Here is a 21,449-nt window from a genome sequence, read left to right on the forward strand (position 1 = left end):
GAAGTTCGCAGCGGGCCCGTTTCGGCGCGCTGACATGCGCAAAGTACGCGCGGCAAACCGCCGCCCCGAGCGGTTCGAGGACGGCGAAAGGGAAAAGATGGCGCCAGACATGCGCAAGGATTCCGCCGCGCGGCCCGTGGCAGACGCCCCGTCGGCAACCGATCGACATGCGTCCTTCAACCCGCTGTGGCAGGGGCTTGTCGGCTCGATGATGATTGCCTTGGGTTCCTTCGGCGTCGGCTGGCTAGCCAGCGTTTCTCCGATGAACCGCAACCCGCTGTTGATCGCCATCCGCACCGAATACGCCGGCGTCATCACCTCCACCGTGGTACTGACCCTGGGCTGCTGGATCCTGTTTCGTGCCTGGCTCCGGCTGGGCCAGGTTAATGCAGGCTGGGGCCCGGATTCGCTGAAGGCGGTCAAGAAGGCCGTCTGGACCTGGTCCGCCCCGATGCTGCTGGCGTTGCCGATCTTCTCACGCGACGTCTTCGCCTACATCGGCCAGGGCCGCCTCGTGGATGCCGGGCAGGACCCCTACGTCACCGGCATCTCTTCGCTGAACAACTGGTTCCAGCTCGGCACCGACATCACCTGGGCGCAGGATGAGACCCCGTACGGTCCGCTGTTCCTGCTGCTCGAATACTGGGTATTCCGCGCCGTCGGCTTCAGCCCCGACCTGTCGGTGCTGCTCTTTCGCCTGATTGCCTTCGCCGGAGTCATCTTGTGCCTGGCTTATGTGCCCAAGCTCGCGGCGCTGCACCACGTCTCCGGGGCGAAAGCCGCGTGGATCACCGTCGCGAACCCGTTGTTCCTGATCAGCTTCGTCGCCTCCGCGCACAACGACGCGGTGATGGTGGGCCTGGCCGTGGCCGCGACCTACTACGCCGCCACCCGGCGCGGTGTCCTCGCGGTGGTTCTGATGACGGCTTCCATCGGAATCAAGCCGATCACCATGGTGCTGCTGCCGTTCATCGGCCTGCTGTGGGCCGGAACCGACGCGAAGTGGCCGCGCAAGATCCTCTACTGGTGCTACACGCTGGCGCTGTTCGCCGCGATCATGCTGGCCGTCGGGCTGGCCAACGGCTACGGCATCGGCTGGCTGAAAGTCATGCTGGGCACCGGCACCGGCTCGGTGCTGTTCGCCCCCGTCGGCGCCCTGAACGCGTTGCTCTCCGGCATCTTCGATGCTTTCTCGCTGCCCACCAACTGGATCCTTCCGGTGCTGAAGATCGGCGGACGCCTGCTCTCCGTGCTGCTGGTGCTCGTGCTGATCTTCAAGGGCAAGCCGTCGCACCTGGTGCAGCGCATGGCGTTGGCCTTCACCGCGCTGGTGGTGCTCTCGCCGATCGTGCAGCCGTGGTACCTGCTGTGGCTGCTGCCGTTCTTCGCCGTGACCGGGATCCGCGACGACTGGCAGATCGTCTGGGTGTACTTCACCACCGCGTTCTTCATCGCCTTCGGCGCCGCCGACCAGCTGTTCATCTGGCAGTTCCTCGGTGACCTTGATCCATGGGTCAAGCACCTGTCCACCGGCATCTCCTGGGTCGCGATGTTCTATCTGGCCTACCTGGATCCGCGCACCCGCACGTTGTTCACCGGTCTGGTGCCCTCGAAGCAGTGGCTTCGGGTATTGCGCAGCGGCCCCAAGAAGGACGAGGTCGCGCCATCGTAGCCCCCACCCACCGCGACAACCGGCAGCCCGGGGCCGCGCCGCAGCGTCCGGGTCCGCGGGGCTCGCGGGGGCCGATCCTCCAGGGGCTGCTTGCCTCGGCCATGGTCACCTGCGGATCCTGGGGCGTGGGCTGGCTGCCCTATGCCCAGGAATCGGTGCTCGCCCGATCCCCGCTCGTGCTCCCGCTGCGCGCCGAAACCGTCGGCGTGATCATCTGCACGCTGTTGCTGGCCGTGGGCACGGTGCTGATGTTCCGCGCCTGGCTGCGCCTGCGCCAAACCACCAAAGGGCTGGGGGACCGGGCCCTGGGGCTGATGCGCCGGGCGGCCTGGACCTGGTCCGCGCCGATGCTGTTCTCCTTCCCGATCCTTTCCCAGGACGTGTATTCGTACCTCGGGCAGGGACGGCTCATGCATGCCGGGCTCTCGCCCTATGAGAACTGGGTGTCCCAGCTTCCGGGCTGGTTCGCCCAGGGCGCGGACTCGCTCTGGGCCGAATCCTCCTCTCCCTACGGGCCGCTGTTCCTCATGTACGCCCGGCTGGCGTATTTCGTCTCCGGGGGAGTCCCCGAATACGGCGTGGTCATGATGCGTCTGGTCGCGGTGGCAGGGGTGGCGCTGTGCATCTACGCGATTCCGCGGCTGGCCCTCAAGCTCGGCGGCGATCCGTCCTGGACGCTGTGGGTCTCCGTGGTGAACCCACTGTTCCTGATGAACATGGTCGGCGGCGTGCACAACGACGGGCTGATGCTCGGCGGCGTGCTGCTCGCCTTCCTGCTGGTCTACCGGCAGCGACGCGTGCTGGGAACCATTGCCATGGCGCTGTCCATCGCGATCAAGCCGGTGATGCTGCTGGCGCTGCCGTTCCTTGGGTTGGCGATGCTCAAGCCCGAGGCCCGGCTGCGCTCCAAGATCCGTGCCTGGCTGTGGATCACCGCGATCACGGTGGCGATCCTCGCCGCGCTTGGCGCCGCCACCGGCCTGTGGTTCGGCTGGATCGGCGGCGTGGCCAGTTCCGGCGACGCGGCGTTCCCCTACGCCCCGGTGGGCCTTTTCGGCCTGCTGGTCGGCTGGATCGGATCGCTGTTCGGCGGAAGCATCAATGCCGTCGCCGACATTGTCTACGCGGTCTTCAAGGTGTTCAGCATGGCGATCATCGCGTGGCTGGCGCTGCGCAAGCCGGCCGGAAACCCGCTGCTCTACTCGGGGTACGCGCTGGCGGCCAGCGTGCTGCTGGCCCCGATCATCCAGCCCTGGTACCTGCTGTGGCTGATCCCGTTCTTCGCCCTGGGCAAGAAGTTCAGCGTCGGCCAGGAACGCCTGCTGTACGTGCTGTGCCTGGTGCTGGCGATCGCCGGCGTCGTCGACCAGCTTTCCGTGGCACAGTGGTTCTCGCTGCTGTGGATGCGAATCTTCGCCGCGCTGGTCGGCCTGCTCTGCGTGGCCTACATGGTGTTCATCGATCCGAAGACCGCGCCGCTGTTCGGCCATCTGGGGCGCCGGCTCAGCCCGCGAACCCGCAAATTCCTACGTATTCCCAATCCAGAAGAAACGAGGCAACAGGACCGTGATGCAACCGGTTAAAACCCTGTTCAACGCCCGCGAGGCGACGCGTCCGGTGATCCTATGGCTGCTGGTCCTGACCGCGGTCGGCGCCGGTATTGCGGTGCTGACCAAGCAGTGGTGCCGAGTGAATGCCTGGCCTGCGGCCGAGCAGCACCTGCACATGTGCTATTCGGACTTCACGCAGCTGTTCGGCACCCGCGGCATGGCCGACAAGTTGTTCCCGTATTTCACCGGACTGCCGCCGGAGCAGGCGCTGGAGTACCCGGTCCTGCTGGCCATCGTCGCCGGCGTGACCGCGTGGATGATCCCCGGCATCGGGTTCTCCCCGGAGCGCCAGCTGGCATACTTCGACCTGAACTCGGCGCTGTCCTTCATCTGCTGGGCGGTGATCGTCGTGGCCATCGCCTACGCCGCCCGCCATCGCAGCCGCGACGCTATCATGGTCGCCCTGGCCCCGGGAATCATCCTCACCAGCCAGTTGAACTGGGACCTGTGGGCCGTCATGCTCGCCACCCTGGGCCTGCTGGCGTTCTCGCGCAAACACATCGTGCTGGCCGGCGTGCTGCTGGGCCTCGGCGCCGCAGCGAAGCTGTACCCGTTCTTCCTCTTCGGCGCGATTCTGGTGCTGTGCCTGCGCTCGGGACGCATGCGCCACTTCTGGGTGTCGCTGGCCTCCGGCGTGGTGGCGTGGCTGGCGGTCAATGTGCCGTTCATGCTCACCGCTTTCGACGAATGGAGCCGTTTCTACACCTTCTCCGGGGACCGCCCGGCGGGCAACTCCTCGATGTGGCTGGCCTTCGCCGGAACTGGAATGTCCGGCTCGACGATGTCGCTGCTGTCCAACGGCCTGTTCGGCTTGGCCTGCCTTGGCATCGCCTACCTTGGCCTGACCGCACAGCGCCGCCCGCGCATGGCCCAGCTTGCGTTCCTGATCGTTGCCGCATTCCTGCTGCTGGGCAAGGTGTACTCGCCGCAGTTCGTGATGTGGCTGATCCCGTTGTACGTGCTGGCTCGGCCGAAGTGGCGCGAATTCCTCGTGTGGCAGCTGGTCGAGGTCTTCCACTGGGCGGTGGTCTGGCTGTGGAGCGCCAAGGCGGTCTCCGAGGGCGGATACTTCGGCGGTAGCTGGACCATTGAGATCCTGTACGGCCTGGGCATCGTGGCCCACATGGCGATGCTGATCTACATCTGCATCAAGATCATCGGGGATATCCGTAATCCCGAACGCGATGTCATCCGCGCGGACGGAACTGACGACCCGTTGGCCGGTCCGATTGAAAATGCTGATGATGTCTTCGTTCTGGGGTCGGCAAAGAAGAGCTGATCCCCAGTCCACGAGAAAGCACTACGGATGCCGCCGATTTTCCCTGCAGGGAAGATCGGCGGTTTCCTTTTGCCGGGAGAAGTCTTTGGGAGCTAGTCCTACGGGTCGGGGTCCTCGGCCGGGTCCTCAAGCTCCTCACGCAGCAAGGTCTTCCCGCGCACCCATTTCGACTGGGTCAGCAAATCCGGGAACCGGCGGTGCCGGTACCCGGTCACCGGCGGCGCCACGGACTGGTAGTAGGCTCCGGTGCCCGGGTTGATGCGGATGGAGTGGGAGTACTCCCCGACGGGTACCTCGACCCAGTTCGGGGATTCCTTGGCCTTGTTGCACAGCGCGCAGCGCCCGTCCGCGTTCAGCACGTTGGTCGGCCCGCCCAGGTGGTGCTGGATGACGTGGTCGACTTCTTCGACCAGTCCGTCGCAGTACGGGGTGCGGCAGTGCTTGTCGCGGATCTTGATGAACTCCTTCAGGCGCGGCGGGAAGGCGCGGGCGGTGGAGTCCATGGCGATCAGCTCGGTGTCCCCGGGGGCGGTGTAGAGGCGCTGGATGTCGGGGAAGGACTCGATGCGCAGGGCCAAGGTCGTCGTGTGCGTCGGGGTACTGGTGGAAGTAGTCCTCGTTGCGGATTTCCGCGCCGGCGATGAGTTCGCGGGCGTGCTGGGCGGGGAGGTAGCCGTAGCCTTCGAGTAAGGCCGGGGCGCGGTCGCCGAGGAACAGGGTCTTGTCGGTCATGACCAGCTTGATGTTGATGGCCAAGGGCAGGGTGGCGGGGTGCCCGGCGATGGGGTAGGCGGCGAACAGGTCGGCCTGGAAGTTGGGTGCGGGTGCGCGGGTCGCCGTGCTGGCGCAGCTTGCGGGATTCCTGCGCAGGTGCATTTGCAGGGCGGTGCCGGCGGCGAGGGGGAGTTTGCCGTTCACGCGGATGCAGTCGCGGTCCTTGGTGAAGCGGATGTACCGGTCGGTGCTGGCTTCCTTGATGCGGTAGGACTTGGTGTGGCTTTCGAACTGCAGGGTGTAGTGGGTGACGGTTTCGCTGATTTGTTTTGGTCCCATGGCTTCGAACATGTCCGGGGTGCTGCGGAAGTGGGTGTCGAAGGCGGTGCGGCGGGCGGCGTTGACGTCTTGCAGCGGGGTGAGGATGGCCATGACCTGGGGTTCGGTGAGTTCTCCGAGGGCGAAGCGCTGGGCGGTGAAGGGGGTGTCTTCGGCGAGGATGCGGGCGTTGGTAAGGTAGGAGCGGTAGCCGTGGGGGTCGCGTTTGCGGGCCATGGCCACGGTGCTGGCTGCGCCGCGGGTGAGGTCGTTGGGGTGGGTGCCGTTGTTTTCGTTGGTGCGGAAGACTTCTTTTTCCAGCTGGTGGGCGAGCATGGCTTTGAGGTAGTCGTAGCCGGAGGTCAGGGCGGTGAGTTCTTCGATGGCGGCGGCGCAGTCGGCGGTGCTGCCGCACTCCAGGATGTGGGTGAGCTTGGTGGTCAGGGCGGTGAGCACGTTGGTGCATTCGGTGTGGACCGGGGGTATGGGCGGCCGGTGGCGTTGTTGCATTGCTTCGTACATGTGTTAATTGTACGGCTGTTTGTAGAACATGTGTTCGAATTTGGTCTAAGCTTATCCTCAGGAAAAGCTAAAGATTATCCGCGAATTCCAGAAGCCGGGCAACTGGAACCCAGGCCCGGCACCACGATGGTGCCGGGCCCGGGAATCTAGCGCTGCAGGTAGGAGGAGCAGACCGGGTCGACCGGGATGTCCCGGTGCAGCACCAGGATGCCCTGGTCCTCCGCAGCCACCGGCGTGAAGCCCAGCTCGGTGGCCCGCTCCAGGGCCTGGTCGGGAGTCAGTGGATCCCAGCCGCCAAGTTCCTCCACGTTGAAGTCGATGATCATCCAGCTGGAGAGGTCGTCGCCGATATCCCCGTGCAGCCCGACGTAGGTGCGGGTGGTCAGATGCGGGACGAGGCTGTCGGCGGCTTCGATGCAGACGCCATCCGGAACCATCGCGACGGCCCGCTCCTTCGCGGTGATCAGCTCCGCCGGAGGCCAGCCCTGGCCGGTGACGGTTTTGCCCAGCGGGAAGACCATGGGGAAGAACAGCGTGGCAATGACCGAGATCGACAGCAGCCAGGCCGGGCCGATGATGCGCGCGCGGCGCCAGTTGAAGCGCACGGCGAGCTTGCCCAGCACGTGGACCGCGGACATGATCAGGATCGGCGCCATGATCGCGTCGTACTGGTAGACCGGGGCCCAGGTGTTGAGCCGGTCGTTGAACAGACGCGACAGGAACAGCGGGGCGCCGAGGATGACGTACGGCGAGGCGAAGGGCAGCAGCGACAGCGGCAGGAAGGTCAGAAGCCACAGCGCCCACTTGAGCTGGTGGTCGAACAGGATCGCGATCGACTGCAGCGGGTGGGTGGCCAGGAAGACCACTGCCGCGCCGGCGGTCGCGCCCAGGGCGGTGTACTGCCAGTAGGAGAACTCGCCTTCGGGGGAGAACAGCGGGATGAGGTAGCCGGTGACCGCCAGGTACCCGAGCAGGCCGAGCGCCGCCGTGAGCGCGGCCTTGAGCCACTGGCGGTGGAAGAGCAGCACGATGCCCACGGCCACCATGGTGATGCCCATGTCCTCGCGCACCAGCAGCAGGCTGGCGGAAAGCCCCACGACCAGCCAGTAGCGGCCCTTGTCGAAGGCCCAGATGATCCACGCCATGATCGGCACGCCGAAGGCGATCTCGTGGAAGTCCCAGTTCACGATGGCCTGGAACGGCCACCACAGCAGCAGCGCGGCGCTGGTCAGCAGGGCGCCCAGGTGGCCGAAGCGCGGCCGGGTGAACAGGTACACCGGGATCGCGGTGGACACCAGCAGCAGCGCCAGCACGATGCCCAGCATCCGCGGGTCGTTCCAGATCCAGTAGAACGGCGCGAGCACCGCGAGGATGGGGTGGAAGTGGTCGCCCAGCAGGTTGAAGTCGACCCCCTTGACCGGCACGATCGGCGCCTTGAACATCGCGTACTGGCGTACCGCCTGGTCGAAGATGCCCAGGTCGTACCCGCGCGACTCGAAGCGCGCGAAACGCAGGAAGGAATGGACGACGTACAGGATTCCTGCCGCGAGCATGACCAGGCCGAGCTGCAGCTTGTGGGCGCCGGTCATGGGCGCGGGGGACGGGGTAGACATGGATTAAAGCTTATCGACTCGCCGTGCCAATGCGCGCATCAGGCGCCTGCCGCACCCGCGGGGAGTCGCGAAGTGCCCAGTCAATCCACTGCAGGCATGGTGAATATTCCCAGCGACCTTCCAGCCCAGAGACGGCGCCGGAGGCGCATCCCACGCGCCGCCACGCGGTTAGATGGAAGCATGAACAGCATGATCTGGCCCGGAGCGGTCGCCATCCTCGGCAGCTTGCTCTTCATGGGCGTCGCCGGCATCTTCCTGCTCGCCCTGCAGTACCGCCGCCACGGACGCCTGTCCTGGCGGCGCACCATCACCACCGCGGCGGCCGCGCTCTACGGTTTCGGGCTGTTCAGCTACACCATGCTCCCGCTGCCAGCCACGCGCGACGCGTTCTGCCGCCCGGGCGTCGCGGTTGCGCAACTGGAGCCGGCGCATTTCCTGGCCGACTTCGCCAACGTCTACGCCCAGCTGGGCCTGCGCGGCTTCGCCACCAGCTTCACCCTGTGGCAGGTGCTGTTCAACATCATCTTGTTCATGCCGCTGGGCATCCTGGCCGTGCGCTGGCTGCGCGGCAACGTGTTCACCGCAATGGTGCTGGGCCTGGCCGCCAGCCTGGCCATCGAGCTCACCCAGTACACCGGCATCTGGGGGCTGTACACCTGCGCATATCGCGTGGCCGACGTCGACGACCTGATCATGAACACCTTCGGCGCGCTGCTCGGCGCGGTGATCGCCTACCTGCCGGTCTTCTCCTTCCTGTCCGCCCCGAGGGAGCCGCGCGCCGAGCAGGCCCCGCCGCGCCCGGTCACCCTGGCGCGCCGCGCGCTGGCCGACGTCTTCGACTCCTCGTTCACCGGCGCCGCGGTCTTCGTCATCGCCGCGGCGGTGAACCTGGCCGAGCAGCTCGGCGGCCCGGTCGTCGACCCCGGCCTGGCGGGCATCTGGGTGCCGGCCGTCGTGGTTTTCTTCGTCTTCCTGCTGCCGAGCCTGGCCCCGGGGCGGGCGACGCTGGGCCAGCGCTGCGCCTGGATCCGCGTCACCGGAGCCCGCGGGCGGCGCGCCGCCGCGGCCTGGCGGGCCGGGCTGCGCACGATCCTCGGCTTCGGCGGGATCACCTTCCTTTTCCAGCTCACCACCGGCCTCAACGAAATCCCGGATGCGCCGTGGCTTGGCACCGCGGCCATGCTCTACGCCGTGGCCAGCGCCCTGTGCTTCGTGCTGATCCCGGGCGCGCGGGCGCTGGCCGGGGTGCTCACCGGCACTGGATTCGCCGATCGCCGCGCCTGATCTGCGAAAGTGTGTGGACGAACACTGCGCATGCGGCGAGGTTAAACGCTAAAATGGATCCGGTGCCCGGTGTGCAAGCCATGCCGGCCGGCCCGACTCGCGTCAGCTGAACGTCCCCGATTATGCGAAAGTATAGGTTCCAAGCGAAGCATGGAAGATATCAAACCAGAAGTTCCGAACGAACCTCACAAGGCAGTGCTCGGAACCGCAGTCGGCGCCACCGTCCTGATCGCGATCGGCGCGTTCGTGCTGTCCTTCGCGGCCCTGACCGACCTGGCCGAACGCTCCGGCATCCAGTCGAACCTGGCATGGATCTGGCCGATCATCATCGACGGCATGATCGTGGCCGCCACCGTGGCCATCGTGGCGCTGAACGGGTTCAACCGCCGTGCCATGATCTACCCCTGGTCCCTGCTGTTCTTCGGCGCGATCGTCTCCACCGCCGCGAACTCCACGCACGCCATCCTGACGGTCGACTCGATCGTCGACGGCGTGCCGCCGCTGGTTTCCGCGCTGGTGGCCGCCATGCCGCCGATCGTGCTGCTGGCCATCACCCACCTGACCGTGCACATGTACCAGAAGAAGTCCGAAGCCGCGAAGCTGCGTGCCGAGCTGGAGTACGACGAGGAAAAGGAAAACGCCGAGAAGTACGGCCTGGCCTACGACGACGGCTACAACTCGGCCCTGGCCGACGCCAAGTCCGCCGAGGATGAGCGCTTCGCCCAGCTGGAGCAGGAGCACCAGGACGATTTGGCCCGCGCCCGCGCCGAGGCGATCGCCGCCGCGCGCAACGACGCCAAGGTCACCCCGATCAAGACCGCCGCGCCGGCCAAGGAAACCGCCAAGAGCGCTCCGGCGGCCGGCAGCGACGCCAAGGCCCCGTTGTACGAGGACATGGCCAAGCGCCTGACCCGACCATAATCCCGGTATTCCCGTCAACCCGGGACTACCCCACCTCAAGTCATTCCCGAAGGGGCGCGGCCCGCGGGCTGCGCCCCTTCGGCTCTCCCCGATGAAGCCGCAGCGCCAGGTGTTCTAGGAGGCATCAGCGATGAATCCACAGCAGGAGTCCAACGCCGACGAATTTTCCGCGCAGATCGCCGCCGCGGTCGCGCAGTACGGCGCCGTCAGCGGCGAGCTGCAGTCCGTGCTCAACGCCATGAAGGCCAAGATCCGCCGGCTCTTCGTCGGCAGCGAGGTGCAGCCGCTGTTCATCACCGGCCGGGTGAAGTCCACGCTCTCATTCCAGGCCAAGGCCTCGCGCCGGCTGCAGGAGGACGCGGACAGCGACCCGGTGCTCGAGTTCCCCAACCCGCTGCGCGAGGTGCACGACATGGTCGGCATCCGCATCATCGTGATGCTGCCGCACGAGATCCAGCAGGTCGCCAGCCTGATCAAGTCGCACCGCGAGGCCTTCGACTGCCGCAGCGACCGCGAGAAGGACATCGGCTCGGTGGAATCGGGGACCTACGGCTACTCCTCGCGCCACCTGCTGCTCAAGACCCGCAACGAACCCACCGTCCGGCGTTTCCAGGAGGCGCTGGGCAAAAACGTGGTGCCCAGCGGAAACTTCATCTTCGAGGTGCAGATCCGCACCATCCTGCAGCACGCCTGGAGCGAGATGGAACACGACATCCGCTTCAAGCATCCCGGCGAGGCGGCCTGGAACCCGCAGATCGACCGCCATTTCACCGCCACCTCCGCGATGCTGGAAACCGTGGAGAACTACTTCACCGACATCGACGAGCTCTACCACCGGCTCAACGGCTACCACGACAAGAACGGGCTGGGCGCCGCGAAGCTGACCGGCGAAAAGATCGGCGAGATCTGGCAGACGCTGCTGCCGCACGTGGACCGCAAGCGCGACGACGACTGGTCATGGGCCGCGGAGCTGCTCGGCGCGCACGGCATCGACGCGACCTGGCAGCTGGTAGGGCTGCTGGACGCCGACGTGGTGCGCGAGGTGCGCGCCGCGCTGGACCACCGCTATTCGCCGGGCCCGGACCGGCTGCTGGACGACGTGCTGCTCTGGCGCTTCGGCAAGGCGCACATCGAGAAGACCAGCGGCTCGGACCTGCGCCGCGAGGCCTCGCTGAGCCGCCGGCTGATCCAGATGAACGACTACCGATCCTCGCCCAAGGGCTGATTCCCGGGGTTCGGGCCGGGCGGGTTCCAGGCGTAGAGGGCGCCGGCCACCGGCAGGAACGCCAGGGCCGGGAGCCACTGGAAGACCGCCAGCGCGATCAGCGCGGCGAGCAGGACAACCAGGGCCGCCAGATTCGTGCTCATGGTGCGCCTTCCTCTCGGGGTGCTGCAGATCATACCCGATCCGGCCGGGTGCGGCTGTCGAATCAAACACAGTTCGCCCCGCAGGCCGCGTTGCACGGCTAAACTAGTTAAGTTGCCCTTTTCGGGGCGCCAAAGTTTTTTCCGGACCCGCTGAAAGGCCCACCCTATGATTTCCGTAGCCAACCTCGAGCTACGCGTCGGCGCCCGTCTGCTGATGGACGAAGTGAACTTCCGCATCGACAAGGGCGACAAGATCGGGCTGGTGGGACGCAACGGCGCCGGAAAGACCACCATGACCAAGGTGCTGGCCGGCGAGAGCCAGCCCACCGTCGGCGAGGTCACCCACAAGGGCTCGATCGGCTACCTGCCGCAGGACCCGAAGACCCCTGACATGGAGCAGCTGGCCCGCGACCGCATCCTCGGCGCCCGCGGCCTGGACAAGGTGCTGAACAAGCTGGCCCGCGCCCGGGACGAGATGGCCAGCGAGGACGCCGCCGTCTCCGCCAAGGCGATGCGCCGCTACGACCGCCTGGAAGCCGAGTTCATCGCCGCCGGCGGCTATGCCGCGGAGTCCGAGGCCGCCGCGATCTGCGCCAACCTGGATCTGCCCGAGCGCATCCTGAACCAGCCGCTGCGCACCCTCTCCGGCGGCCAGCGCCGCCGTGTGGAGCTGGCCCGCATCCTCTACTCGGACGCCGAGACCCTGCTGCTCGACGAGCCCACCAACCACCTGGACGTGGATTCGATCGTGTGGCTGCGCGACTTCATCAAGAACTACTCCGGCGGCGTGCTGATGATCAGCCACGACACCGGGCTGCTGGACGAGACCGTGAACAAGGTGCTCTACCTGGACGCCAACCGCGCCACGGTGGATGTCTACAACATGAACTGGAAGCGCTACCAGGTGCAGCGCGAGACCGACGAGCGCGCCCGCAAGCGCGAGCGCGGCAACATCGAGAAGAAGGCCTCGGTGCTGCTGGCCCAGGCCAACAAGATGAAGGCCCGCGCCTCCGGCGCCTCGGCCGCGCAGTCAATGCTCAAGCGCGTGGACCGCATGCTCTCCGGCCTGGAAGATGTGCGCGCCCACGACAAGGTCGCCGCGCTGCGCTTCCCGGATCCGGCCCCCTGCGGCAAGACCCCGCTGATGGCCGAGGGCCTGTCCAAGTCCTACGGCTCGCTGGAGATCTTCACCGACGTGTCGCTGGCCATCGACCGCGGCTCCAAGGTCGTCATCCTGGGCCTGAACGGCGCCGGCAAGACCACGCTGCTGCGCATGCTCGCCGGCGTGTCCGCGCCCGATTCCGGCGACATCGTCCCCGGCCACGGCCTGAAGATCGGCTACTTCGCGCAGGAGCACGACACCCTGGACCAGGAGGCGACGGTGCTGGAGAACATGCGCCGCAACGCCCCGGAGCACCTCGGCGACGCCGACGTGCGCTCGATCCTGGGTTCCTTCATGTTCGTCGGCGACGACGTGTCCAAGCCGGCCGGCGTGCTCTCCGGCGGCGAGAAGACCCGCCTGGCCCTGGCCACCATCGTGGCCTCCAGCGCGAACGTGCTGCTGCTCGACGAGCCGACCAACAACCTCGACCCGGCCTCCCGCGCCGAGGTGCTCGGCGCGCTGTCCACCTTCCCGGGCGCCGTGGTCATGGTCAGCCACGACGAGGGCGCCGTGATGGCGCTGAAGCCCGAGCGCGTGGTCATCCTGCCCGACGGCGACGAGGACCTGTTCAACGAGGACTATCTGGAACTGGTCAGCCTGACCTAGTAGCATGGCCGCATGACGGCCTATCGCAGCGTATCCAGCGCCGCCGGGATCTTCCTGGCGGCGCTGTTCTTTTCCGGGTGCTCGGCGCCGCCGGAAGAACCCGAGGCGCCGGCGCCCAACGCGTACTGGTCGCTGCTGGATTCGGCGGCGCCGGTGCCCGGGGCCACCAGCCTCCAGCTGGGGGTCGTGCGCTCGGGCTGCTCCGGCGGCCTGACCGGGAAGGTGCTCGACAGCCGGGTGGACTACGCTGCGCAGCGCGTCACGATCACCATCTGGGTGGAGCAGCTGCCCGACGGGGCCTACAGCTGCCCGTCCAATGAGACCGTGCCCTACACCCTTGAACTGCGCGAGCCGCTGGGGGAGCGGGAACTGGTGGACGGCGCCTGCGCAGATCCCGGCGCCCTGGGCACGGTGGTGTGCAGCGAGGGCGGGCTGCGCTGGGAGCCCTAGCTGCTGCCTTTTTTAACGACGAAGCCGGCGGGAATCATCCCGCCGGCTTCATGTGCTAGCGTGCGTCGCTGCTGCTGTCCTGCTGATCGAGCAGCGCGTCCTCGATCGCCTCGTCGGTCAGCGAGCCGTCGCGGCGGTGCACCTTGGGCCCCTTGGCGCGGATCTTGCGCACGGTGTGCACCGGCTCGTCGTAGCCCAGGGCGCGGGCCTCGGCCAGCTCGGCCGCTTCCTCCGCGTTGATCTTCTTCTGGGTGCGCGCCGCGTACCAGAAGCCGACGAAGGCCAGCACGCCGAAGATGTACCACTGGATCTCGTAGGACAGGTGCGGGCCCTCGTCCATGTCCGGCGGGTCCAGCTGCTGCGGGGCGCTGGCCAGGGCCGGGTTTTCCTCGTACATGATGCCGTAGGCGCCCTGGGCCAGCGGGTAGCCCACGGCGGCGGAGAAGTCTTCGAGCTGGATGGTGGCCAGCTGGCCTTCCGGGGCGCCGCGGTCCAGCCGGATCTCGCCGGGCTTCAGCCGCGCCTTCACGGTGACTGCGCCGGCCGGAGGGGCGGGAATGGCGTCCGGGTGGCCGTTTTCCTGGTTGCCGATGGGCAGGAAGCCGCGGTCGACCACCACGACCTCGCCGCCGGTGGTCTTGAACGGCACCAGCACCTCGTAGCCCGGGGCGCCGGCCTTGATGCGGTTGCGCACGATCCGGGTGTCCTCGGCCAGGTAGGTGCCCGACAGCTCGACCGTGCTCCAGGTCTTGTCCTCGGGCAGCTCGGCGAAGTAGTCCAGCGCCGCCTGTCCGGTCAGCGGGGCGGCGAAGTAGTTCTTGTTCACCCGCTCGATGCCGGTGAGCACCTCCTGGCGCCGGTCGGCCTGCCAGTTGCCCAGCGACACGCAGGCCGCGGCGAAGACGGCGACCAGCAGCAGCCAGCCGATCCAGCGCGAGCTGGCCAGAAAACGATACATCTAGTGCTGTGCTCCTTCGGCGTCATGCAGCGGCAGGGTTTCCCTGTACAGCAGCCGGTCCTTGAGGTAGGACTCCAGCCACTGGCGGTGCTCGGTGCAGGCCAGCCAGGTTTTGCGGCGTTCGGGGGTATGGATCTTCGGGTTGTTCCACAGCAGGCGGAACTCGGCGTCCTGGCGGCAGCCCTTGCGGGAGCACTTCACCGGCGCCTGGGCTTCGGCGCCCGACAGCGATCCGAGCAGGTCCATCAGTTCTCCTTGCCGTGCTGGGGGTCGTCCCCGGAATCGTCCCGCGGCTGCTGGTCGTCGAGCAGCGTGCCGTCGATCACCTCGGCACCCTCGGGGGCCGGGGCGACGTCGGCCGGCCCGCCCTCCAGGGCCTCGGGCCCGGTGGGCCGGTAGAACTCGGCCGGCGGCTCGCGGCGGGACAGGTCAGCGCCGCCGTTGGCGATGACCACGGCGACGTAGGGCAGGAAGATCGCGCCGATCAGGAAGAACCAGCGCAGCCACCCTGTGGTGAAAAAGGCCAGGATGAAGCAGACCACGCGCACGGTCATCGTGATCGTGTATTTGCGCACACGGGTATCCTGCTCGACGGTATGGGACTCGCGGGCTTCGGTAATGCGGTGCACATGGGGCTCATCCGAGCCATGGTGCGCGGGCTGGTGCGACATTGAGTGGAACTTCACTTCATCGGGGTTTCGGTTGTTACATTGTCTCACTCACGGCCCCGAGAATCGAATTTCTACCGTACGTCGAAGCGGTAAAACCAGCTGGTAGCAAATAGGATTGACTTCAGAAGCAGCTACTTACCTAGGCACAGTGCACACCACGGGTCCGTCCGGCGGCAGCCGGAACGGCATTTCGGCGTGCGTGAACGGAGATATACATTGACTACTGAACCAACGACTGGCCGCAGCGTCCTGGTCACCGGCGGCAACCGTGGAATCGGCTTGGCCATTGCCCGCGCCTTCGAGGCCAACGGCGACAAGGTCGCCATCACCTACCGCAGCGGCGAGGTTCCCGCCGGGCTGCTGGGCGTGAAGGCCGACGTGACCGATGCCGAGTCGATCGACGCCGCCTTCAAGGACGTCGAGGCGGCCCACGGCCCAGTTGAGGTTCTCGTCGCCAACGCGGGCGTCACCAAGGACACCCTGCTGCTGCGCATGAGCGAAGACGACTTCACCTCGGTGATCGACACCAACCTGACCGGCGCCTTCCGTGTGGTTAAGCGCGCCGCCAAGGGCATGATCCGGCTCAAGCGCGGCCGCGTCGTGCTGATTTCCTCCGTGGTGGGCCTGTACGGTTCCCCGGGCCAGATCAACTACGCCGCCTCCAAGTCGGGCCTGGTGGGCATCGCCCGCTCGCTGACCCGCGAGCTGGGCTCGCGCGGCATCACCGCGAACGTGGTGGCCCCGGGCTTCATCAACACCGAGATGACCTCGGTGCTGCCCGAAGAAACCCAGAAGGGCTACCTGGCCAGCATCCCGGCCAACCGCTTTGCGGAGCCCGAAGAAGTGGCCAACGTGGTGCGCTGGATCGCCAGCGACGAGGCCGGCTACATTTCCGGCGCGGTCATCCCGGTCGACGGCGGTCTGGGCATGGGCCACTAGCCCGCAGCCCCCGAATTTTCCCCCATTTTAAGGAGTATGTGAAGTTGAGCGAATACAAGGGTGCAGTCGTCACCGGTTCTTCCCGCGGCATCGGTGCGGTCACCGCGCAGCTGCTGGCCGAGCAGGGTATCGGCGTGGTGGTGAACTACCGCGCCAAGGCTCCGCGCGCGAACAAGATCGTCGCCGCCATCCAGGAGAAGGGCGGCCAGGCCGTTGCCGTGGGCGCGGACCTGACCACCGTCGAGGGCCCGCAGGCGCTGGTTGACGCGGCCGTGGAGAATTTCGGCTCGCTGGACGTCGTGGTGCTGAACGCCTCGGGCGGCATGGAAACCTCCATGGGCGAGAACTACGCGCTGCGCCTGAACCGCGACGCGCAGGTCGCCATGCTGCAGGCCGCGCTGCCCAAGCTGCGCGAAGGCGGCCGCGTGGTCTTCGTGACCAGCCACCAGGCGCACTTCATCAACGAGGTCTCCACCATGGACGCCTACGACGCCGTGGCCAAGTCCAAGCGCGCCGGCGAGGACGCGCTGCGCGAAATGATCCCGCAGCTGTCCGAGAAGAACATCACCTTCGTGGTGGTCTCCGGCGACATGATCGAGGGCACCATCACCGCAACCCTGCTCAACCGCATGGAGCCGGGCGCCATCGAGGCCCGCCGCGAGCAGGCAGGCAAGCTGTACTCCGTGGAGGAGTTCGGCGCCGAGGTCGCCAAGATGGTCTTCGCCGACGTGCCGACCGGGCACACCGAGCTGGTCGGCGGCGCCGAGGACTTCCTGGAGCAGTCAGGCAAGTAGCGTTTACGAACACATGCCAAGGGGCGCCCGGCCATCGCGGCCGGGCGCCCCTTGGCGTACCCGCTGCTGATTCATTGCGGCCGATTGGTGTGTTTCGCGAGTTCGTCGAGGTCGCGGACTAGGCGCTCGTAGCGGGCCGTGCCCAGGGCCTTGCGCCATTCGGCTTCGATTCGCTGGATTTCCGCCGCGGCCACCGCGGCGGCCGCCAGGCCGCGTGCGTCGGCGATGACCAGACTGGCTCGCGCATCCAGCGGATCCGGCATACGCCGCACGTAGCCATTGCTTTCCAAGGAGCTGACAAGCACGCTGGCGGTTTGCTTGGTGACGTAGACGCGGTTGGCCAGGTCGGTGATGCGCGATCCGTTGGCGGAAATCCGTTGGAACAGGCGTGCCTGGGGCAGCGTGATATCGCTGTAGCCGGCGTCCTGCACCGCGGCGAAGACCCTTTCCTCCAGCTCCCGATAGGGGATGAAGAGCAGTAGGCCGACGTTGAACGGCCCCGGATCCATGGAATTTTCCCCTTGCATATGGTCAGTGTAACGAACTAATATTAGTCAGTAAAGTTGACCATAATTAACAATGAATCGGGTGCCCGATGCAACAGAATCGGATGTGGGAGCTGGTCGCCGAACAGCGACTGCTGCTGGTGGGCCTGCTGGAAGGCCTGGATGAAGAGCAGTGGAATGCCGATTCGCTGTGTCCCGGGTGGCGGGTGCGCGACGTGGCGGCCCATGCGATCGCCCCGGCCAGCACCAGCCTCGTCCGGGTGCTGCGCGCGATACTCCGGGCCCGCGGCGATTTCAACAGCATGATCTTCTTCGATGGCCGCAGCCGCGGCGACGCGCCGGTGGAGCAGATCGCAGCGGACTACCGGCGTTTCGCCGCCTCGAAGCACCGCGCTCCCGGCGCGGTCGGCGCCACCCCGCTGACGGACATCATGGTGCACGCCCGGGATATTTCCATTGCCTTGGACGTGGAGTATCCACCCATGCCGGTGGATGCCGCGCGGGCCGGGGCCGACTTGGTGTGGAGGCTCCCGTTCCCCTTCAACGCGCGTCGCAAGTTGGCCGGATACCGGCTGCAGGCGAGCGACGCGCCGTGGTCGGCGGGCGAGGGAGCCTTGGTTGAGGGGCCGATGGAGGCCCTGCTGCTGCTCCTGACGGGCAGGAATGCCTGGCTGGGCCGGTTGGACGGCCCGGGCGCGGAGCGCTTGCGATTGGAGTCATGAGGCCAAGGAGACGGCCATGGAAACACTCAATGTTGTGGGGCAGCTTGCGGCCCTGGTCAGCGCGCTGATCCTGATCGCGGTCGCGCCGCTGGAAATGTTCTTCTACGGGCGGCCCAAGGTGGCCAAGTTCCTGAGCGTCGATCCGGAACATGCCGATTCGGTGAAGCTGTGGTCCTTCTGCATCGGGGCGCGCAACCTGCTCTCGGCCCTGGGGGCGATGGCAGGGCTGGCGATGATCCGCTGGGGCGACCCGCAGGTGGGCACCGTGGTCGTCCTGTCCTTCTGCTGGTACATGCTGCTGGCCAGCCTGGCCATGGCCGCCGCGGATGCGATGGGATACTGGAAGCCGCGCGGCGGCAGCATCAAGGGCACCGTATCCTCCAGCGTGCTGCCGCTGGTGGTGGTCTTTTCGCCGCTGTTCGTCTGATCGCGGGCAGAACGCCGAAGGGGCCGCGATTCCCGCCCTTGTGGCGGAAGCCGCGGCCCCTGTGGCGTTGGTGACTAGTCGCAAACGATCTTGTTCCATGGGCTGTAGGTCCAGGACTTGGTTTCTGCAGGAAGCTTCTTGGAGCCGTCGACGGTCTCCCGGTAGCGGGTGATGTCGATGCTGAAGCCCTTGCGTCCGCCGGATTCGGCGATGCACTTGTCGGCCTTGTTGTGCACCGTCTTCGGATCGGTCTGGTTGTACTTGCCGGAGCTGTCCTGGGAGACCTTCCAGTATTTGGTGGACCACAGGCGGGTGTTCACCGCGTCGCCGGAAACCCAGGCCTCGATCATCACGCCGTACGGGGTGTTGTTCTCCCAGATCATGTCGACCTGGCCCTCCCAGAGGGTGGCCTCGCGGCCGGCCGGGTAGCGGTCGAACCAGCGCGAGTGCGGCTTGTGGGTGATGTCGTCGTAGCCGGCCAGGAAGCCGACGTTGTACATCTGGGTGGAGATCTGCGACAGGCCGCCGCCGACCGCCTCGGAGCTGAAGCCGTTCTCCACGACGCCCGAGCTGTAGTAGCCGTTGGCGGTGGTGATCGGGCCCAGCGCCTGCAGCAGCGAGAAGCGTTCGCCCGGCTTCACGATGGTTCCGGTGACCCGCGCGGAACCGGCCTTCAGGTTCTTGGTGCGCACGGTGTCCGAGGCGGGGTAGGGGGTGGAGAATTCGACGATCTCCTCCTTGATGCCCAGCTTTTCGGCGTCGGCGGTGGTGAAGTCCGCGTCGCTTTCGGTCATCGCGACCTCGGCCCGGCGGGATTCGGTCTGGCTGGCGGCCAGCACCTTGGCGCCCAGGTCCTTGGTTTCCAGGGAGATGCCCTTCACCGACTTCACGATGGTCGGCTTGCCGCCCTTGAGCACGATCTTCGCGTCCTTGGCGGTGCTGGAAAGGTCGGAGTTCTTGGTGGCCGCGAGGTAGAGCTTCTCGTCGTCCAGCACCAGCTGCGGTTCGCCGTCCTTGGCCGAGTAGCTCGCCGCGGCGGCGATGGACGCGGGGGAGATGGCGGTGTTCTTGTCCCCGGAGACCAGGATGACGTCCTTCTCCAGCAGGGAGGCGACCTGCGTGTCGTAGAAGGACTGGAGCTTCTGCGCGGAAACCTCCGGGCTGGTGACATCGGCATCCAGTTCCATGGCGGGGCCGGCGATTTCCCATTCCCCGGCGATCTTCTCCGCCGATTTCTGGACATCCAGCGCAACGCCGTCCACGGGCTGGGACAGGGTTGCCTTGCCGTCCTTGAACGCGATGGTGCCTTCGGCGACCTTGGTGTCAGCCTTGGCGGCCAGCTTCTCCAGCTGGGCGTTCAGCTTGTCCTGGTCCACGTCGATGACTGCTTCGGCGGTGAAATCGCCGGTGAGCCGCTCGTAGAGCCTGACCGGGTTGGCTTCAAAGGCGGTCAGGTCCGCGATGGTCTTCTCGACGTTCAGGCTCAATCCCGCCTTGGCCGGGTCGAGCTGGTAGCCCTTGCCGTTGACCGTGGTCTCCAGCGGCTTCAGGGCCAGCGGCATCACCTGGGTTTCCAGGGCTGCGCGGGCCTCGTCCTGGTTCAGCGAACCGATGTTGACGCCGGCGATGGTGGCGTTGGCGGGGACCTGGGAGCTGATCACGCCCGCGGCGCCGAAATATGCCGCGGTCGCGGCGACGACGCACGAACCGGCAATGATCCACGGTTTGGCCGAGCCCTTCCGACGGCCGTCCTTGGGATTTCCTGCAGGTACGGCGGGCTGGAACGCGGTGGATTGATTGTCCGGGGTGGGTGTCTGCACTGGTCTATCGGCTCTTTCGAAAAGCGGTCAGATTGCGGCACATACCCCGACAAGCTGCCTGGGTCAAGGGTTGCGTCACCTGAAATACTATCGGCTGGAACAACCAACAAACCGAAAACCAGCGTTTTCTGGGCGAATCGTTATCGACTTGTTGGATTTGAACTAGTTCAGGTCGTCCAGGACGAGGTCGGCGATCACGTCCAGGCGCGAGAAGTTGATCTGGGCCCCGGCCTTTTCCTTCAGTGCGGGCTTGGCGTTGAAAGCGACACCCAGGCCGGCTGCGGTGACCATGTCCAAATCGTTGGCGCCGTCGCCGGCGGCGATCGTGGCGGCCATATCGATGCCGTGGGCGGCCGCCCAGGAGCGCAGCATCTCTTCCTTCATGGCGCGGTCAACGATCTGCCCGTGCACGGTGCCGTCCAGCACGGGGCCTTCGATGCCCAGGGTGTTGGCCAGGGCGTGGTCCAGCTGCAGCTCCTCGGCCAGCGGGTCGAGGATCTGCTGGAAGCCGCCGGAGACGACGCCGACCTTGTGGCCCGCGGCGTGGAAGCGCTTGACCAGGTCCCGGGCGCCGTCGGAGAAGATGATGCGTTCGCCCACCTCGCCGAGCACGGAGACCGGAAGGTCTTTCAAGGTCGCCACGCGCTGGATCAGCGACTGGGCGAAGTCCAGCTCGCCGCGCATGGCGGCTTCGGTGACCGCGGCCACTTCCTTCTCGCGTCCCGCGTGCGCGGCCAGCAGCTCGATGACTTCCTGCTTGATCAGTGTTGAATCAACATCCATGACCAGCAGCAGCTGCTTCGCCTCGGTCAGGGCCGCGTCGACGACCGCGAGGCACACATCGGACTCGGCCACGGTTCCGGCGGCCACCTGGGCGTCGAGGTACTGCCCGGCAGCCTGGCGCGCCGCAGCGGTCTGGGCGTCGTCCAGCGCCACCTTGGCGACAAGGCGGTCGGAGCTGGTGCGGATCGAGATTTCAGCGTTGGCGGGAACCAACGAGGCAGCGCGGGCGCCGTCCAGCAGCGTGTCGAAGACGCTGCGGGGCAGGGAGGGGCGGGAGACGAAAACAAGGGTAGAGGCCATGGTTCCATTT

At 66.7% G+C, this 21,449-nt stretch carries 22 protein-coding genes and 1 pseudogene; 13 read left to right on the forward strand and 10 right to left on the reverse strand.

Features of this window, described 5'->3' with window-relative positions; genetic code table 11:
* Positions 1–34 precede the first annotated feature (34 nt).
* Genes mptB (JQN66_RS08080) through JQN66_RS08090 form a run of 3 tightly spaced genes read left to right on the forward strand, consistent with a single transcriptional unit; the run spans position 35 to position 4,561 of the window.
* Positions 35–1,672, forward strand: a complete 1,638-nt coding sequence (gene mptB, locus JQN66_RS08080) for a polyprenol phosphomannose-dependent alpha 1,6 mannosyltransferase MptB (RefSeq protein ID WP_239464172.1) — start codon at positions 35–37, stop codon at positions 1,670–1,672.
* The gene (mptB, locus tag JQN66_RS08085; RefSeq protein ID WP_204677325.1) at positions 1,618–3,255 is read left to right on the forward strand and encodes a polyprenol phosphomannose-dependent alpha 1,6 mannosyltransferase MptB; all 1,638 of its coding nucleotides are present in this window, start codon (positions 1,618–1,620) and stop codon (positions 3,253–3,255) included. The genes mptB (JQN66_RS08080) and mptB (JQN66_RS08085) overlap by 55 nt, the downstream gene beginning before the upstream one ends.
* On the forward strand, positions 3,242–4,561 hold the full coding sequence (locus JQN66_RS08090) for a glycosyltransferase family 87 protein (RefSeq protein ID WP_204677326.1): 1,320 nt from the start codon (positions 3,242–3,244) through the stop codon (positions 4,559–4,561). Before mptB (JQN66_RS08085) ends, JQN66_RS08090 begins: the two co-directional genes overlap by 14 nt.
* Before the next feature lie 98 nt (positions 4,562–4,659).
* On the opposite strand, the gene JQN66_RS18480 is transcribed toward JQN66_RS08090, so the two are convergent.
* Positions 4,660–5,139: an HNH endonuclease gene (locus tag JQN66_RS18480; RefSeq protein ID WP_239464173.1), complete on the reverse strand. Its 480-nt coding sequence runs from the start codon at positions 5,137–5,139 to the stop codon at positions 4,660–4,662.
* On the opposite strand from JQN66_RS18480, the gene JQN66_RS18600 reads away from it, so the two are divergent.
* Positions 5,126–5,251, forward strand: coding sequence for a hypothetical protein (locus JQN66_RS18600; RefSeq protein WP_275439081.1), 126 nt, complete (start codon positions 5,126–5,128; stop codon positions 5,249–5,251). The two genes, JQN66_RS18480 and JQN66_RS18600, sit on opposite strands and share 14 nt — an antisense overlap.
* On the opposite strand, the pseudogene JQN66_RS18725 reads toward JQN66_RS18600, so the two are convergent.
* Positions 5,243–6,115, reverse strand: a pseudogene (locus JQN66_RS18725) (HNH endonuclease); the annotation flags it as partial. The gene JQN66_RS18600 and the pseudogene JQN66_RS18725 sit on opposite strands and share 9 nt — an antisense overlap.
* A 146-nt stretch (positions 6,116–6,261) precedes the next feature.
* Complete coding sequence (locus JQN66_RS08100) at positions 6,262–7,728, reverse strand: DUF2079 domain-containing protein (RefSeq protein WP_204677328.1); 1,467 nt, start codon at positions 7,726–7,728, stop codon at positions 6,262–6,264.
* A gap of 180 nt (positions 7,729–7,908) precedes the next feature.
* On the opposite strand from JQN66_RS08100, the gene JQN66_RS08105 reads away from it, so the two are divergent.
* The 3 genes from JQN66_RS08105 to JQN66_RS08115 all read left to right on the forward strand — a co-directional run bounded on the left by JQN66_RS08105 (position 7,909) and on the right by JQN66_RS08115 (position 11,158).
* Positions 7,909–9,012 carry a VanZ family protein gene (locus tag JQN66_RS08105; RefSeq protein WP_204677329.1) on the forward strand — a complete coding sequence of 368 codons (1,104 nt, stop codon included), beginning with the start codon at positions 7,909–7,911 and terminating at the stop codon, positions 9,010–9,012.
* A gap of 150 nt (positions 9,013–9,162) precedes the next feature.
* Positions 9,163–9,933, forward strand: coding sequence for a DUF2637 domain-containing protein (locus JQN66_RS08110; RefSeq protein WP_204677330.1), 771 nt, complete (start codon positions 9,163–9,165; stop codon positions 9,931–9,933).
* Between the two features lie 130 nt (positions 9,934–10,063).
* Complete coding sequence (locus JQN66_RS08115) at positions 10,064–11,158, forward strand: GTP pyrophosphokinase (protein WP_188950311.1); 1,095 nt, start codon at positions 10,064–10,066, stop codon at positions 11,156–11,158.
* Here JQN66_RS08115 and JQN66_RS08120 read toward each other — a convergent pair.
* Positions 11,134–11,301, reverse strand: a complete 168-nt coding sequence (locus tag JQN66_RS08120; protein WP_188950309.1) for a hypothetical protein — start codon at positions 11,299–11,301, stop codon at positions 11,134–11,136. The genes JQN66_RS08115 and JQN66_RS08120 overlap by 25 nt on opposite strands.
* Before the next feature lie 166 nt (positions 11,302–11,467).
* Between JQN66_RS08120 and JQN66_RS08125 the strand changes: the two genes are divergently transcribed.
* Together JQN66_RS08125 and JQN66_RS08130 are read left to right on the forward strand one after the other, a co-directional pair.
* Complete coding sequence (locus JQN66_RS08125; RefSeq protein ID WP_204677331.1) at positions 11,468–13,069, forward strand: ABC-F family ATP-binding cassette domain-containing protein; 1,602 nt, start codon at positions 11,468–11,470, stop codon at positions 13,067–13,069.
* Between the two features lie 12 nt (positions 13,070–13,081).
* Positions 13,082–13,519, forward strand: a complete 438-nt coding sequence (locus JQN66_RS08130; RefSeq protein WP_204677332.1) for a hypothetical protein — start codon at positions 13,082–13,084, stop codon at positions 13,517–13,519.
* A 55-nt stretch (positions 13,520–13,574) separates the two neighbouring features.
* On the opposite strand, the gene JQN66_RS08135 is transcribed toward JQN66_RS08130, so the two are convergent.
* From JQN66_RS08135 to JQN66_RS08145, 3 genes are read right to left on the reverse strand one after another with little or no spacing between them, the layout of a single operon-like run.
* Positions 13,575–14,477 carry an SURF1 family cytochrome oxidase biogenesis protein gene (locus JQN66_RS08135; RefSeq protein WP_204677333.1) on the reverse strand — a complete coding sequence of 301 codons (903 nt, stop codon included), beginning with the start codon at positions 14,475–14,477 and terminating at the stop codon, positions 13,575–13,577.
* Positions 14,478–14,723, reverse strand: coding sequence for an acetone carboxylase (locus tag JQN66_RS08140; RefSeq protein ID WP_188950300.1), 246 nt, complete (start codon positions 14,721–14,723; stop codon positions 14,478–14,480). It lies immediately after the preceding gene.
* Positions 14,723–15,148, reverse strand: a complete 426-nt coding sequence (locus JQN66_RS08145) for a DUF3099 domain-containing protein (protein ID WP_204677334.1) — start codon at positions 15,146–15,148, stop codon at positions 14,723–14,725. Before JQN66_RS08145 ends, JQN66_RS08140 begins: the two co-directional genes overlap by 1 nt.
* Positions 15,149–15,364: 216 nt before the next feature.
* On the opposite strand from JQN66_RS08145, the gene fabG reads away from it, so the two are divergent.
* Positions 15,365–16,087 (forward strand): beta-ketoacyl-ACP reductase, encoded by a 723-nt coding sequence (gene fabG, locus JQN66_RS08150; RefSeq protein WP_188950296.1) that lies wholly within the window; start codon positions 15,365–15,367, stop codon positions 16,085–16,087.
* Between the two features lie 44 nt (positions 16,088–16,131).
* On the forward strand, positions 16,132–16,881 hold the full coding sequence (locus tag JQN66_RS08155) for an SDR family oxidoreductase (RefSeq protein ID WP_245353565.1): 750 nt from the start codon (positions 16,132–16,134) through the stop codon (positions 16,879–16,881).
* A gap of 71 nt (positions 16,882–16,952) precedes the next feature.
* Here the strand turns inward: JQN66_RS08155 and JQN66_RS08160 are convergent, their stop codons facing one another.
* Positions 16,953–17,390 (reverse strand): MarR family winged helix-turn-helix transcriptional regulator, encoded by a 438-nt coding sequence (locus JQN66_RS08160; protein WP_204677335.1) that lies wholly within the window; start codon positions 17,388–17,390, stop codon positions 16,953–16,955.
* A gap of 86 nt (positions 17,391–17,476) precedes the next feature.
* Between JQN66_RS08160 and JQN66_RS08165 the strand changes: the two genes are divergently transcribed.
* Both JQN66_RS08165 and JQN66_RS08170 read left to right on the forward strand, forming a co-directional pair.
* A complete protein-coding gene (locus JQN66_RS08165) occupies positions 17,477–18,109 on the forward strand; it encodes a maleylpyruvate isomerase family mycothiol-dependent enzyme (RefSeq protein WP_204677336.1) in 633 nt (210 codons plus the stop codon).
* 16 nt (positions 18,110–18,125) lie between these two features.
* Positions 18,126–18,536, forward strand: coding sequence for a DUF1304 family protein (locus JQN66_RS08170; RefSeq protein WP_204677337.1), 411 nt, complete (start codon positions 18,126–18,128; stop codon positions 18,534–18,536).
* Between the two features lie 74 nt (positions 18,537–18,610).
* Here the strand turns inward: JQN66_RS08170 and JQN66_RS08175 are convergent, their stop codons facing one another.
* A complete protein-coding gene (locus JQN66_RS08175) occupies positions 18,611–20,356 on the reverse strand; it encodes a VanW family protein (protein WP_204677338.1) in 1,746 nt (581 codons plus the stop codon).
* 162 nt (positions 20,357–20,518) lie between these two features.
* On the reverse strand, positions 20,519–21,439 hold the full coding sequence (gene serB / locus JQN66_RS08180; protein ID WP_204677339.1) for a phosphoserine phosphatase SerB: 921 nt from the start codon (positions 21,437–21,439) through the stop codon (positions 20,519–20,521).
* Positions 21,440–21,449 lie beyond the last annotated feature (10 nt).

Source organism: Glutamicibacter protophormiae (assembly GCF_016894325.1).
Classification (GTDB): Bacteria; Actinomycetota; Actinomycetes; order Actinomycetales; family Micrococcaceae; genus Glutamicibacter; species Glutamicibacter protophormiae.

Excerpts from the sequence above, each read along its gene's own strand:
- mptB (WP_239464172.1), top strand. The coding sequence starts at position 35 with ATGCGCAAAGTACGCGCGGCAAACCGCCGCCCCGAGCGGTTCGAGGAC.
- JQN66_RS08090 (WP_204677326.1), top strand. The coding sequence starts at position 3,242 with ATGCAACCGGTTAAAACCCTGTTCAACGCCCGCGAGGCGACGCGTCCG.
- JQN66_RS18600 (WP_275439081.1), top strand. The coding sequence starts at position 5,126 with ATGCGCAGGGCCAAGGTCGTCGTGTGCGTCGGGGTACTGGTGGAAGTA.
- JQN66_RS08100 (WP_204677328.1), bottom strand. The coding sequence starts at position 7,728 with ATGTCTACCCCGTCCCCCGCGCCCATGACCGGCGCCCACAAGCTGCAG.
- JQN66_RS08105 (WP_204677329.1), top strand. The coding sequence starts at position 7,909 with ATGAACAGCATGATCTGGCCCGGAGCGGTCGCCATCCTCGGCAGCTTG.
- JQN66_RS08110 (WP_204677330.1), top strand. The coding sequence starts at position 9,163 with ATGGAAGATATCAAACCAGAAGTTCCGAACGAACCTCACAAGGCAGTG.
- JQN66_RS08115 (WP_188950311.1), top strand. The coding sequence starts at position 10,064 with ATGAATCCACAGCAGGAGTCCAACGCCGACGAATTTTCCGCGCAGATC.
- JQN66_RS08120 (WP_188950309.1), bottom strand. The coding sequence starts at position 11,301 with ATGAGCACGAATCTGGCGGCCCTGGTTGTCCTGCTCGCCGCGCTGATC.
- JQN66_RS08125 (WP_204677331.1), top strand. The coding sequence starts at position 11,468 with ATGATTTCCGTAGCCAACCTCGAGCTACGCGTCGGCGCCCGTCTGCTG.
- JQN66_RS08130 (WP_204677332.1), top strand. The coding sequence starts at position 13,082 with ATGACGGCCTATCGCAGCGTATCCAGCGCCGCCGGGATCTTCCTGGCG.
- JQN66_RS08135 (WP_204677333.1), bottom strand. The coding sequence starts at position 14,477 with ATGTATCGTTTTCTGGCCAGCTCGCGCTGGATCGGCTGGCTGCTGCTG.
- JQN66_RS08140 (WP_188950300.1), bottom strand. The coding sequence starts at position 14,723 with ATGGACCTGCTCGGATCGCTGTCGGGCGCCGAAGCCCAGGCGCCGGTG.
- JQN66_RS08145 (WP_204677334.1), bottom strand. The coding sequence starts at position 15,148 with ATGTCGCACCAGCCCGCGCACCATGGCTCGGATGAGCCCCATGTGCAC.
- JQN66_RS08160 (WP_204677335.1), bottom strand. The coding sequence starts at position 17,390 with ATGGATCCGGGGCCGTTCAACGTCGGCCTACTGCTCTTCATCCCCTAT.
- JQN66_RS08165 (WP_204677336.1), top strand. The coding sequence starts at position 17,477 with ATGCAACAGAATCGGATGTGGGAGCTGGTCGCCGAACAGCGACTGCTG.
- JQN66_RS08170 (WP_204677337.1), top strand. The coding sequence starts at position 18,126 with ATGGAAACACTCAATGTTGTGGGGCAGCTTGCGGCCCTGGTCAGCGCG.
- serB (WP_204677339.1), bottom strand. The coding sequence starts at position 21,439 with ATGGCCTCTACCCTTGTTTTCGTCTCCCGCCCCTCCCTGCCCCGCAGC.